The sequence below is a fragment of the Vibrio alfacsensis genome, assembly GCF_019670485.1.
GTDB classification, from domain to species: domain Bacteria; phylum Pseudomonadota; class Gammaproteobacteria; order Enterobacterales; family Vibrionaceae; genus Vibrio; species Vibrio alfacsensis.
The window spans coordinates 2,755,097-2,769,303 of sequence record NZ_AP024165.1; the positions used below are offsets into that span (position 1 = coordinate 2,755,097).

Sequence of the window (14,207 nt, forward strand, 5' to 3'; positions counted from 1 at the left end):
TTATAATAAGAACAATCTAGAACGGAATGTCGTCATCGAAATCCATTGGTGGCTCATTGTATTGCTGCTGTGGTTGCTGCGGAGCCTGTTGCTGCTGTTGTGGTGCATTGTACTGCTGCTGTGCAGGTTGTTGTGGCTGACCCCAACTACCTTGTTGCTGCTGCTGTTGTTGACCACCCATTGGAGCGCCACCTTGAGCACGGCCACCAAGCATTTGCATAACGCCATTAAAACCTTGTACTACAACTTCTGTTGTGTACTGATCTTGGCCTTGTTGGTTTTGCCACTTACGTGTTTGCAATTGACCTTCAATGTAAACTTGTGAGCCTTTACGTAGGTATTCACCTGCTACTTCAGCTAGCTTACCGAATAGCACTACACGGTGCCATTCCGTTTTTTCGCGCTGTTCACCAGTCGCTTTATCGCGCCATGAGTCAGAGGTAGCAATAGTAATGTTTGCTACTGCACCGCCATTAGGCATGTAACGAATTTCTGGGTCATTGCCAAGATTTCCCACTAAGATAACTTTGTTAATTCCACGGCTGGCCATGATGTGCTCCGTCTCACTCTGGATATATATAAAATTTTAGCGCATTAGAATAACACGCTTTAATGTTTTGATTAAAGTCCAATCCGATTGTGTTACTTAGACAGCACACTGTCAGCAGATACACCAATGAAACTTCAATGTGTTGCATTTTTGATTCGCTTTGCAAACATCGTTTCGTGAACCTTTGAATCTCAACGCATTTCTTCATCAAGCATGTGGTCCTTAGCAATCAATAATGACAACGTATGGGCGATATTGCATAGGGAGAACTCAACACGTGAAAAAATCAGCTTACGCGAGAAAACTGTTTCTTGTCAGCGTAGAAAAACATGCTGAAAGAAAAGTAGAAGCGATAGAGAAATACATGGATATCGAGATCCCGGTCATTACTACGGATGCCTTGATGGAGGCGAATCCTACACACCGCAACAAGATATTAGTGATTGACTATGCTGAACACAAATACCTGATTCAATCTATAAAGAACCTACCGCTGATTTGGAAGAACTTTGAGACCGTCGTGTTCAACGTCCCAAAACGTCTCACCACTGATGACTTGCTGACACTCGGACAGCTAAAAGGTATTTTCTACCAGTACCAATCCACAGAACAAGTTGGAGAGGGACTCATGGGTATTATCAATGGGCAAAACTGGTTACCAAGAAATGTCACAAGCCAACTGCTCCATTACTATCGCAATGTGATCAATACACATACGGCGCCAGCAACCGTTGATTTAACTATCCGTGAGCTCCAAGTGCTTCGCTGTTTGCAAGCAGGCTCTTCAAACATTCAAATGGCGGAAGATCTTTTCGTCAGTGAATTCACCATCAAGTCACACTTGTATCAGATTTTTAAAAAGCTTTCGGTAAAAAATCGAGTTCAAGCAATAGCTTGGGCAGATCAAAACCTAATGTCTTAATCAAACCATGCCGTATAACTAATGTTGTGACATCTGGACTATGTGTCATTCTGCCTCTGGTTTCACAGTTTTTCTTACTTTATTCATGATTCATATGCATCTATCGTGTTAAAGTATCGCCCAAATTCTTGACTAAAAATGAGAAAGGATATTCCCCCAATGATTAAAAAATGTCTATTTCCTGCGGCAGGCTACGGTACTCGCTTCCTACCAGCGACCAAGTCTATGCCAAAAGAGATGATGCCAGTGGTAAACAAACCTCTGATTGAATATGGCGTAGAAGAAGCGATTCAAGCTGGTATGAACGGCATGTGTATCGTTACTGGTCGTGGTAAGCATTCGATCATGGATCACTTCGATAAGAACTACGAACTTGAGCACCAAATCAGTGGGACCAACAAAGAAGATCTACTGGTAGACATTCGTGAAATCATTGACTCTGCAAACTTCACTTACATTCGTCAACGCGAAATGAAAGGCCTAGGTCATGCAATTTTGACTGGTCGTGAGTTGGTTGGTGATGAACCATTCGCGGTAGTTCTAGCGGATGACCTTTGCGTGAATGAAGAGGAAGGCGTTCTTGCTCAAATGGTTACGCTATTTAAGCAATTCCGTTGCTCTATTGTTGCCGTTCAAGAAGTGCCTGCAGAAGAGACGCACAAGTACGGTGTGATTTCTGGTGAAATGATCAAAGACGATATTTACCGCGTTGACGACATGGTTGAAAAACCTGAGCCTGGCACTGCACCAAGCAACCTAGCTATCATTGGTCGCTACATCTTAACCCCAGATATTTTTGAGCTGATCGAAAATACTGAGCCAGGTAAAGGTGGTGAAATCCAAATTACAGATGCGCTGCTTAAACAAGCAAAAGCAGGCTGTGTACTCGCATATAAATTTAAAGGCCAACGTTTTGACTGTGGTAGCGTAGAAGGCTACATCGAAGCAACAAACTACTGCTTTGAAAACCTATACCTAAAAGATGAGAAAAAATCAGAATTGGGTAAGCACGCAACAAAACGCGAAGCGTAATAGCACCTGTATCGTCCTCAATATGTGAACATATTTCAGGACGGGACATCGCTTTCATGTTAAAAGCTCGGTCTTGTGCCGGGCTTTTTGTTTACTGTTTTTTTGTCCAGTATTCTCTTTGCACATTTCTCACACTATGTAATACTTGCCTCACTTGGTTATACATAGAGCAAAAACGATGGATAAAATAGAAGTTCGTGGTGCCCGCACCCATAACCTCAAAAACATCAACCTCACGATTCCCCGTGACAAACTCACCGTGATCACCGGGTTGAGTGGTTCAGGTAAGTCTTCTCTCGCTTTCGACACCTTATATGCAGAGGGCCAAAGGCGTTATGTGGAATCGCTTTCGGCGTATGCTCGCCAGTTTTTGTCTCTAATGGAAAAACCAGATGTTGATCATATTGAGGGCTTATCACCAGCAATTTCAATTGAACAAAAATCGACATCGCACAACCCACGTTCAACCGTAGGCACCATTACGGAAGTATACGATTACTTGCGTCTCCTTTATGCACGCGTAGGTGAACCTCGTTGCCCAACTCACCACACACCTTTAGCGGCGCAAACCATCAGCCAAATGGTTGATAAAGTGCTCGAGTTACCCGAGGGCAGCAAAATGATGCTGCTTGCTCCGATCGTGAAAGAACGCAAAGGTGAGCATGTAAAAACACTAGAGAATCTTGCCGCTCAAGGTTTTATCCGAGCCCGTATTGATGGTGAGACCTGCGATCTTTCCGATCCACCAACTCTAGAACTTCACAAAAAGCACACCATTGAAGTGGTTGTGGACCGTTTTAAAGTGCGCCCAGATTTGCAACAACGCTTGGCTGAATCATTCGAAACGACACTAGAACTTTCTGGTGGCATTGCTGTTGTCGCACCGATGGATGGCGACGGTGAAGAAGTGATCTTCTCTGCCAACTTTGCTTGCCCTATTTGTGGCTATAGCATGCAAGAACTTGAGCCTCGTTTGTTCTCGTTTAACAACCCTGCCGGAGCCTGTGGCACGTGTGATGGCCTAGGTGTGCAGCAGTATTTCGACCCAAGCCGTGTAATTCAAGATGAATCTTTAAGTTTGGCACAAGGTGCGATTCGCGGCTGGGATCAGAAAAACTACTACTACTTCCAGATGCTTTCTTCACTGGCAGATCATTACGGATTCGATCTTCATGCACCGTTTAATTCTCTGCCAAAGAAAACTCAAGAGATCATTTTGAAAGGTTCTGGTCGTACAGAAGTCGAATTCAAATACATCAACGATCGCGGGGATATTCGTGTTAAGCGTCATCCTTTCGAGGGTATCCTGAATACACTTGAGCGTCGTTATCGCGATACAGAATCAAACTCAGTACGTGAAGAGCTTGCCAAATATATCTCCACCAAATCTTGTTCAAGTTGTGGTGGAACTCGCTTACGCCTTGAAGCGCGTAACGTCTTTATTGCCGAGACAACGCTGCCAGAGATTGTTGAACTCAGTATTGCCGATGCATTGGATTTCTTCCACTCTCTGAAACTAGAGGGGCAACGTGCGCAAATCGCTGAAAAAGTGATGAAAGAGATCAACGATCGCCTGCAGTTTTTAGTTAACGTTGGCTTGAACTACTTAAACTTGTCACGCAGTGCGGAAACGCTATCAGGCGGCGAAGCTCAGCGAATTCGTTTGGCTAGCCAAATCGGTGCCGGACTTGTTGGTGTCATGTACGTTCTCGATGAACCCTCAATTGGCCTCCACCAGCGTGACAACGAACGTCTACTAAAAACACTGACTCATCTGCGTGATTTAGGTAATACCGTGTTAGTCGTCGAGCACGATGAGGATGCAATTCGCTGCGCTGACCATGTGATCGATATTGGCCCTGGTGCGGGAGTGCATGGCGGAAACGTGGTTGCTGAGGGGACGATGGAAGATATCATCGCGAACCAGAACTCTTTAACAGGGCAGTACCTAAGCGGTGCAAAAGAAATTGCCATACCGAAAGAACGTACACCGCGTGATCCAAAGAAAACCGTTGAATTGCTTGGGGCAACAGGCAATAACCTGAAGAATGTTGACCTATCTATCCCTGTCGGCTTGTTTAGCTGTATTACTGGTGTATCAGGCTCGGGAAAATCAACACTGATCAACGATACGTTCTTTAAGATAGCGCACACCCAACTCAATGGGGCAACGACAGCACATCCATCACCTTATAAATCCATCAAAGGCCTAGAGCACTTTGATAAAGTGATTGATATCGACCAAAGCCCGATTGGTCGAACCCCACGCTCAAATCCGGCGACTTATACTGGGATCTTTACTCCAATTCGTGAACTGTTTGCGGGTACACAAGAGTCTCGTTCACGCGGTTACAAACCGGGCCGCTTTAGCTTTAACGTTCGCGGTGGTCGTTGTGAAGCCTGTCAGGGGGATGGTGTAATCAAAGTGGAAATGCACTTCTTACCCGACGTATATGTTCCTTGTGATGTATGTAAAGGTAAACGCTACAACCGTGAAACCCTAGAAGTGCACTACAAAGGCAAGACTATCGATGAAGTATTAGGCATGACCGTTGAGGACGCTCGCACTTTCTTTGATCCTGTACCTGCGATTGCACGTAAGTTGCAAACGCTCATGGATGTCGGCTTATCGTACATTCGCTTAGGTCAAGCGGCAACAACACTGTCAGGTGGTGAGGCACAGCGTGTAAAATTAGCAAGAGAGCTTTCTAAACGTGATACCGGTAAAACCCTATATATCTTGGATGAGCCAACGACCGGTCTGCACTTCCATGATATTCAACAGTTACTCACCGTATTGCATCGTTTACGCGATCACGGCAACACGGTCGTTGTCATTGAACACAACCTTGATGTGATTAAAACAGCAGACTGGGTCATTGACTTAGGACCTGAAGGTGGACAAGGTGGTGGTGAAATCATCGCTCAAGGTACACCAGAAGATGTGTCTCAGATCAAAGGTTCACATACTGCTCGCTTCCTTAAACCTATGTTGAAGTAGAAAAAACAGGTAAAGTACAAGACCAGCCATTGCTGGTCTTTTTTCATTCAAAACAACAAAATATCTATGGCAACTATACACGTTAGTGGAACCAAACTTTCACAGAGCAAAGTAACCGTTCCTCTCAATAGAAAGTTTCTTATCGCATTGGCAGCATTATTTTTGTTGGCGATGCACTTTTTTATGCCAAACCCTGGAGGCTCAGGCCTTGCCCTGTCATTCAATGCAAGTACTTGGATCGCATTTAGCTTTGCGTTAGGTATTGGATGCTATCAACTTGCGACCAATCGAGTTCTACGCTATTCCAAGCTGACCATCGCCTTACTCGCCAGTTGCGTGATCATGACGATCCCCATCTTCTATCCGAATGCCAACACGGTACTGGCGGCAAACAAGTTAATCGGTCTTTGGTGTGGCATGCTATTTTTCGTAGTGCTGCAGCAATTTCACTTTAGTAATAAACACCGTCAACGCTTACTGTGGTTTATTGTCCTTGCAGTGGTCATTGAGGCTACCTTTGGTTTGGTACAATATTTATATCTGCAACCTGGGAATGTATTTGGCTATAACACAGAGGCTAATCGCCCTTATGGTATATTCCAGCAGCCGAATGTCATGGCGAGCTTTCTTGCCACTGGACTGGTGATCGCAAGTTATTTACTCGCACGTCAACCTTACAAGTATTCCCACAAGCTAAGTGACGTTTACTTACTTTATGCGGTGCCAGTTCTGACCATTCCCCTAATTGTCGCTCTCGCCTCTCGCACTGGTTGGCTTGCCTCTATCATTGCAGTATTGCTGATCATTCCGTACATGTACCGTTATGCGACAAAAGGACGCTTTCTGCGTTGGGTAGCTTCTTTAGCTACAGGACTTCTGTTGTCAGTCACCATTATGCATATGGCTTTTCCTGATGGCGGAGGGCTAGCGAGCGAGAAGGTGAATATGGAATCACCAAGAACCTATACCTTTCCACAAGCCTTAGACATGGTGATAGAGAAACCATTCACGGGTTATGGATATGGTAAGTTCGAGTCTGAATACATGCTATATACCGCTCGCCAACATGCGCTTAATGAACACTATCCAGCTGGATTGCCATCAATGGACCATCCACATAATGAACTGCTCTATTGGGGAGTTGAGGGTGGTTTATTGCCAATATTGGGTATCATGTTAGCCATGGCGATCGTACTTCATCGCATTTCACAAGCGAAACGAGGAACTCGTCTTGCATTACTTGCGCTCTTTATCCCTATCATTTTACATTCACAGTTGGAGTACCCGTTTTATCACTCCTTTGTACACTGGATTATTTTTATCATTCTTCTGTACTGGGTCGATCAGCGCGTATCCCGTTATCATCAAGCACCATTTAGCAAAGTGACGAAGAGTTTGCTTCGTGTATGCAGCCTCATCATTCCTGCTGTCATTAGCTTTTATATGATCAGCGCATTACATACTAACTATATCTTGATGAAATTTGAGACAACTCGCCCAACCAATCCGGAGATATTGAATCGTGTGACAAACCCCGTAGTTTGGAAAGATCGTTTCGATTGGGATGTCTATAGCACATTCTTGAACATTGGACTTTATAAGCAAGACCCAAGTTTAATTCAACCTTATATCGATTGGTCTTTGGCTATCATCAAAGATAAACCACGCCCAGCGTTTTACAACAATCTGATCTTAGCTTATCAAGGTTTGAATGACTCAAGTAAAGCAGAGCAAATCCGTGCCGAAGCTCAATTCTTGTTCCCTAAGATCGATTTTAGTAACGTCAATTACCAACCACCGTCTCAAGCAGTTTCTGCCTCACAAACCTCTGGTGCTGGCAAATAAACACAAAAAAGCGAAGGGAAACCTTCGCTTTTCTTTATCCGTGCGCCATCATTTTATTCGTTCAACGATTCTTCTAAAGCACGCAAACACAAAGCAACATTTTCTGCTCGTGCACCATACCCCATCAAACCAATTCGCCAAGCTTTCCCAGCCAGTGCGCCAAGGCCCGCACCAATTTCTAAATTGTACGTTTCCAATAGATGATTACGAACTTTAGCTTCATCAATACCCTCAGGTACATAAATAGCGTTAAGTTGAGGTAAGCGATCGGCCTCCTCCACCACAAACTCAAAACCGAGTTTCTGCAAGCCTGCCTTTAGTTTTTCATGCATCTGCCTATGACGCGCCCAAGCATTTTCCAAACCCTCATTTTTCAAAATCAGCAATGCTTCATGTAATGCATATAAACTATTGACTGGCGCAGTATGGTGATAACTGCGTTTGCCATCACCGCTCCAATAGCCCAAAACTAAACTTTGATCTAAGAACCAACTTTGCACCGGTGTCGTTCTCGATTGAATTTTCTCAATCGCAGCAGAAGAAAATGTCACAGGTGATAAACCAGGAACACATGACAAACACTTTTGACTTCCTGAATACACCGCATCTAATTGCCATTCATCAACGAAAAGTGGCACGCCACCCAGTGATGTCACCGCATCAACAATTGATAGCAATCCATATTGCTTCGCCAGTTTACCCAATGCTTGTGCATCGCTCACGGCACCTGTTGACGTTTCTGCGTGTACAAACGCCAAAACCTTTGCATCTGGATGTTGCTGTAGTGCCTCTTCAACTTTATTCACCGAGACCGCAGCTCCCCATTCATCATCAACGACGACGACTTCACCACCAGCACGCACGACGTTTTCACGCATACGTTCACCAAAGACGCCATTACGACAGACAATCACCTTGTCGCCTCGTTCGATTAAGTTGACAAAACAAGCCTCCATTCCCGCGCTACCTGGCGCAGAAACCGCAATAGTAAATTCATTTTCAGTTTGGAAAGCATATTTTAGTAACTGTTTTAATTCATCCATCATCGCGATAAAAAGTGGATCTAGATGACCAACAGTCGGTCGACTTAACGCTTGTAATACTTGAGGTGAAATATCTGATGGGCCAGGCCCCATCAAAATGCGATGTGGTGGAATAAAGCTTTGGATTGACATGTCAGCTCCTTGATTGCAGTCATTCATCCTGAGCAAAATAAAAGTTCTATTCAAAATGATTGCTCAGGTATTGAACTTTTCACCCTAATAGATTTTTTGTCTAACAGCAATTAGCCCTAAGTATAGAGGTCAAACCACTGTCACAAATTCGTTAATAAAAACTTTCATTTTGGTTGAGATATTGATTGACATTGTGACAGCAAAACCGTTCAATGTTTGAGCTTTATGCAGAAGAGGAGCACTGCCCAGGTAGGTGATTTGTGGAGCCGCAATTCCAATACTCATCACTCAGGGGGAGCAGTGCCGAGGTAAGTCAAAGTTGCAGGATTTGACTTGTCGGTTGGCTTGGGTTGAGTCCCATCAACTGTCATCAGCACCGTCTGATGAAGAGCTTCTGAGGGTAAATTTTTTAATGACATTCTTACTACCTCTCTATTTGCTCTGTTCCTTTCCTCACTAAACATTGGATGTATTAGACAACCAACTATTGTTGTTATTTTAGGAAGTCGTGGGAGAACGCAGTGAGCGCATTTAACGTAGCAAAATTCGGTGGGACCAGTGTAGCCAACTTTGAGGCAATGAGCCGTTGCGCTACCATCATTGAAAACAATCCAAATACCCGTCTTGTTGTCAGTAGCGCATGTTCAGGCGTGACAAATCTTTTAGTAGAGCTAGCAAATGGTGTACAAGATCAAGAACATCGTGCAGAAATACTACAAAAGTTAGCCAATATTCACGAATCAATCTTATCGCAATTAGAAGATGCCACCAAAACCGCAAGTGAGGTTTATGCAATTCTAGATACGGTAACGAGCCTAGCCGAAGCCGCATCAATTCAAGCCAACATCAAATTGACCGATCACCTTGTCGCTTGTGGCGAGCTGATGTCGACTCATATCCTTACGCAGGTCATGCGTGAACGTGGCGTTCAAGCAACTCGATTTGATATCCGGGACGTACTTAAAACAGATGGAAACTTTGGACGAGCAGAGCCTAGCCTTAAGGACATTTCGCAACTTGCACAAGAAAAGCTGATTCCCTTATGCAAAGAGTACGTTGTTATTACTCAAGGCTTTATTGGCTCCGATGAAAATGGAAACACCACCACTCTAGGACGAGGTGGTAGTGACTATAGTGCAGCACTCATCGCTGAGGGAGTGAAAGCCTCTGGTCTAGAGATCTGGACAGATGTGCCTGGAATTTATACCACCGATCCTCGCATTGCATCAAAAGCAGCACCAATTCCAGAAATCAGCTTTAGCGAAGCGTCTGAAATGGCAAATTTCGGTGCTAAAATCCTTCACCCATCGACGTTAGTTCCAGCACTTCGTCACGATATTCCTGTCTTTGTGGGCTCTTCTAAAGAACCAGAAAAAGGCGGAACATGGATTCGTCATCAAGTAGAAAGTTCGCCGCTATTCCGTGCTCTAGCTTTACGTTGCAACCAAACCATGGTCACATTACGTAGTGCAAACATGTTCCACGCCTATGGCTTCTTAGCAAAAGTTTTTGAGATCCTCGCCAAGCACAAAATCTCCGTTGATTTGATCACAACTTCTGAAATCAGTGTGTCATTAACATTAGATCAAACCGATACCTCAGGTGGTGCTCCTCAATTGCCACAAGCTGCGCGCGAAGAACTTGAGGAGTTGTGCAAAGTAGAGGTGGAGCATGACTTATGTCTTGTCGCTCTGATTGGAAACAATATGAGTGAAAGCAAAGGCTATGCAAAACAAGTATTTGGCACGCTAGAAGACTTCAACCTACGGATGATCTGCTACGGTGCTAGTCCACATAACTTGTGTTTCCTCGTCCACGAATCAGTATCACGCCAAGCGATTCAGAAACTACACACAGAGCTATTTGAACAGTAAAAACGGCTTTTACTTTATTCGCAAAAAAACAATAAGGGCTGCACATGACAGCCCTTATTATTGGTGGTTTGATTAACCATTAATATTTGGACCTAGCCACTTCTCCGCTTCGATCCGTTCCCAACCTTTGCGATCAGCATAACTCTGTAGTTGATCCTCTTGGATCTGAGCGATCGCAAAATAACGAGAGTCAGGATGCGAGAAGTACCAACCTGATACAGATGCACCAGGATACATTGCATAACTCGATGTTAGAGACATTCCGATATTCTCTTCAACATTCATGAGCTCCCAAAGTGGTCCTTTCTCCGTGTGTTCAGGGCAAGCCGGATAACCAGGCGCAGGTCGAATACCTTGGTATTTTTCACGGATCAGTTCTTCATTTGATAGATCTTCATCCACCGCGTAACCCCAGATTTCTTTACGTACTCGCTCATGCAGACATTCAGCAAAGGCTTCTGCAAGGCGATCAGCAACCGCTTGAATCATGATTGCATTGTAATCATCACCTTGAGCCTTGTACTCATCAGCGAGTTCTCGCTCACCAATACCACCAGTCACAGCAAAAGCACCAATCCAATCCTGCTTGCCTGACTCTTTTGGGGCAACGTAATCAGACAAACAGTAGTTAAAGCCTTTCGGTTTCTCAGTTTGTTGACGTAAATTAAGCAATACTTTTGCAACTTCAGTACGTGATTCGTCAGTGTAGACTTCAATATCATCGCCCACACTTGCAGCAGGAAATAAACCACACATCCCTCGCGCCTTAAGTAACCCCTCTCGTTCCACACGATCCAGTAACTCATTGGCATCTTTGTATAATCGCAGTGCTTCTTCCCCTACTTCTTCATGATCAAATATAGTTGGGTACTTACCTACTAACGACCACGTCATGAAGAAAGGTGTCCAGTCGATATAACGGCGGAGCATCGAGATATCAAAATCATCGAAGATATGAATCCCCGGTTTCACAGGAGCTGGCGGTGTATAGGAGGACCAATCTATGGCCACTTTATTTGCTCGTGCTTCTTCTAAAGTTACTGGCTTAGTTCGTGGCTTTTTACGGTTATGTTGATCACGAACACGATCATAGTCCGCATCCAACTTTTCAACAAAACTAGGGCGAAGTTCATCTGAAAGCAGCGATGTACACACTCCAACTGCTCGGGATGCGTTGTTTACATAAACCACAGGGTGTTTATAGTTTTGCTCAATCTTAACAGCGGTATGCGCTTTTGATGTGGTTGCACCGCCAATCAGTAAAGGGAGGTCAAAATCAAGGCGTTCCATCTCTTTTGCGACATGAACCATTTCATCAAGAGACGGAGTAATTAAGCCAGATAAACCAATGATATCGACGTTTTCTTCTTTGGCAACTTTGAGGATCTTTTCGCATGGAACCATCACTCCTAGATCGATGATTTCATAGTTATTACACTGTAAAACTACCCCAACAATATTTTTACCAATATCGTGTACATCACCTTTTACCGTCGCCAGTAAAATTTTGCCATTCGACGATCCAGCCTGCTTCTCTTTGTTAATAAATGGTTCTAAATGGCCGACTGCCTGCTTCATGACACGTGCGGATTTAACAACTTGAGGGAGGAACATCTTACCCTCACCAAATAAGTCACCAACAACGTTCATGCCATCCATCAATGGCCCCTCAATAACTTCAAGTGGCTTAGATGCTTTAAGACGAGCCTCTTCAGTATCCTCAATGATGAATTCAGTAATACCTTTGACTAGAGCATGCTCTAAGCGCTTTTCGACAGACCATGTTCGCCATTCTAACGCGGAGGCATCCTCTTCTTTACCTACCCCTTTTCCAGCAAATTCTGCTGCAATATCGAGTAATCGCTCAGTAGAGTCATTTCGACGATTAAGCACTACATCTTCTACCGCTTCACGCAATTTATCAGGTACGTTATCGTAAATTTCTAACTGTCCCGCATTTACGATTCCCATATCCATACCGTTTTTAAAACAGTGATACAGGAACACGGCATGAATCGCCTCACGAACGTAATTATTGCCTCGGAAAGAGAAAGAAACATTAGAAACACCGCCAGAGATCATGGCATGTGGTAGGTCACGTTTGATATCGGCAACGGCTTCAATAAAATCCACCGCATAGTTATTGTGCTCTTCAATACCTGTAGCCACCGCAAAGATATTGGGATCGAAAATGATATCTTCCGGGGGAAAGCCAACTTCATCGACTAAGATTCGATAAGCGTTTGTACAGATTTCAAGCTTGCGCTCGCGAGTTTCCGCTTGGCCAAGCTCATCGAACGCCATCACAATCACTGCGGCACCATAACGACGTATCAGCTTAGCTTGCTCGATAAACTTTTCTTTTCCCTCTTTCAAGGAAATAGAATTCACGATCCCTTTTCCTTGAATGCACTTTAAACCAGCCTCGATAACTTCCCATTTAGAAGAGTCCACCATAACAGGCACTTTAGAAATTTCAGGCTCAGAAGCACAAAGATTTAAAAAGCGCACCATGCATGCTTCTGCATCGAGCATGCCTTCATCCATGTTGATATCAATGATCTGCGCACCGTTTTCAACTTGCTGACGAGCCACTTCTAATGCCTCATCGTAGAGCTCCTCTTTGATAAGTCGCTTAAAGCGAGCGGAGCCCGTTACGTTAGTGCGCTCACCAACATTGATGAAGAGTGAATCTTTCTCAATCGTTAATGGCTCTAACCCTGAAAGACGACAAGCGACTGTCAGTTCGGGTAATTTACGCGGAGAAATCCCCTCAACAGCTATCGACATTTGGCGGATATGTTCTGGTGTCGTACCACAACAGCCACCTATAAGATTTAAAAAGCCACTTTCTGCCCACTCTCTAACATGCACTGCCATATCTTCTGGCGACAAATCATATTCACCGAAAGCATTTGGCAATCCAGCGTTTGGGTGAGTAGAAACAAAAGACTCTGAAATACGGGAAAGCTCTTCTACATAAGGACGCAGTTCATCTGGTCCTAGAGCACAGTTCAAACCAAAACAAAGCGGTTTAACATGACGTAGAGAATTATAGAAAGCCTCTGTCGTTTGGCCAGAAAGAGTACGACCAGAAGCATCGGTAATCGTCCCTGAGATCATGACAGGTAGATCAATCGATAGCTCTTCAAAAACACTATCAACAGCAAATGCACACGCTTTGGCATTCAGGGTATCAAAGATGGTTTCGATTAAGATAAGATCAGAGCCACCTTTTATCAGGGCGCGAGTAGATTCAGAGTATGCTTTTACTAACTCATCAAAGGAAACATTTCGATAGCCAGGATCGTTCACATCAGGAGAAATAGAACAAGTTCGATTGGTAGGACCAAGAACACCGGCAACATATCGCGGACGATCAGGGGTTTTAAGGGTCCATTCATCAGCGGCTTCACGAGCGAGTTTAGCGGCTGCGAAATTTATCTCTTCGCTCAAACGCTCCATCTCATAGTCAGCCATCGCAATAGTCGTTGCGTTAAACGTGTTCGTTTCAAGAATATCTGCGCCAGCTTCCAGATAAGCGCAATGAATTTCTTTAATCAAGTGAGGCTGAGTCAGCACCAACAAGTCGTTGTTGCCTTTTAGGTCGCAATGCCAATCAGCAAAGCGCTCTCCTCTATAATCTTGCTCTTCAAGTTTGTATCCTTGAATCATGGTACCCATACCACCATCGATCAGCAGAATACGTTCCATCAATAGAGCTTCAATCTGTTGTCTTACATTACTTCCCACAGTACAGCCTCATTCCCTTAATTATCTAACCATCCTATCACACAATTCAGAGGAG

8 protein-coding genes and 1 riboswitch are annotated in these 14,207 nt (G+C 44.2%); of the genes, 5 read left to right on the top strand and 3 right to left on the bottom strand.

Annotated features, from left to right (window positions below):
• Positions 1-16: 16 nt before the first annotated feature.
• A complete protein-coding gene (locus VA249_RS12705; protein ID WP_128810047.1) occupies positions 17-550 on the bottom strand; it encodes a single-stranded DNA-binding protein in 534 nt (177 codons plus the stop codon).
• 277 nt (positions 551-827) lie between these two features.
• Here VA249_RS12705 and VA249_RS12710 point away from each other — a divergent pair, with 277 nt between their 5' ends.
• The 4 genes from VA249_RS12710 (at position 828) to VA249_RS12725 (ending at position 7,350) form a co-directional block, all read left to right on the top strand.
• Positions 828-1,472, top strand: a complete 645-nt coding sequence (locus VA249_RS12710) for a LuxR C-terminal-related transcriptional regulator (protein ID WP_128810046.1) — start codon at positions 828-830, stop codon at positions 1,470-1,472.
• 159 nt (positions 1,473-1,631) lie between these two features.
• Positions 1,632-2,504, top strand: coding sequence for a UTP--glucose-1-phosphate uridylyltransferase GalU (gene galU, locus VA249_RS12715; RefSeq protein WP_211915879.1), 873 nt, complete (start codon positions 1,632-1,634; stop codon positions 2,502-2,504).
• Between the two features lie 178 nt (positions 2,505-2,682).
• Positions 2,683-5,505 (top strand): excinuclease ABC subunit UvrA, encoded by a 2,823-nt coding sequence (gene uvrA / locus VA249_RS12720; protein ID WP_221068198.1) that lies wholly within the window; start codon positions 2,683-2,685, stop codon positions 5,503-5,505.
• A 66-nt stretch (positions 5,506-5,571) separates the two neighbouring features.
• Entirely contained in the window at positions 5,572-7,350 is a 1,779-nt protein-coding gene (locus VA249_RS12725; RefSeq protein WP_221068199.1) for a PglL family O-oligosaccharyltransferase, read from the top strand.
• Between the two features lie 53 nt (positions 7,351-7,403).
• Here VA249_RS12725 and VA249_RS12730 read toward each other — a convergent pair whose 3' ends face one another.
• A complete protein-coding gene (locus tag VA249_RS12730; protein WP_221068200.1) occupies positions 7,404-8,525 on the bottom strand; it encodes a pyridoxal-phosphate-dependent aminotransferase family protein in 1,122 nt (373 codons plus the stop codon).
• Positions 8,526-8,748: 223 nt separating this feature from the next.
• A riboswitch (Lysine riboswitch) is annotated at positions 8,749-8,927 on the top strand.
• A 119-nt stretch (positions 8,928-9,046) separates the two neighbouring features.
• Here VA249_RS12730 and lysC point away from each other — a divergent pair.
• Entirely contained in the window at positions 9,047-10,399 is a 1,353-nt protein-coding gene (gene lysC / locus VA249_RS12735) for a lysine-sensitive aspartokinase 3 (RefSeq protein WP_221068201.1), read from the top strand.
• Between the two features lie 72 nt (positions 10,400-10,471).
• Here lysC and metH read toward each other — a convergent pair whose 3' ends face one another.
• The gene (gene metH, locus VA249_RS12740) at positions 10,472-14,152 is read right to left on the bottom strand and encodes a methionine synthase (RefSeq protein ID WP_221068202.1); all 3,681 of its coding nucleotides are present in this window, start codon (positions 14,150-14,152) and stop codon (positions 10,472-10,474) included.
• Positions 14,153-14,207 lie beyond the last annotated feature (55 nt).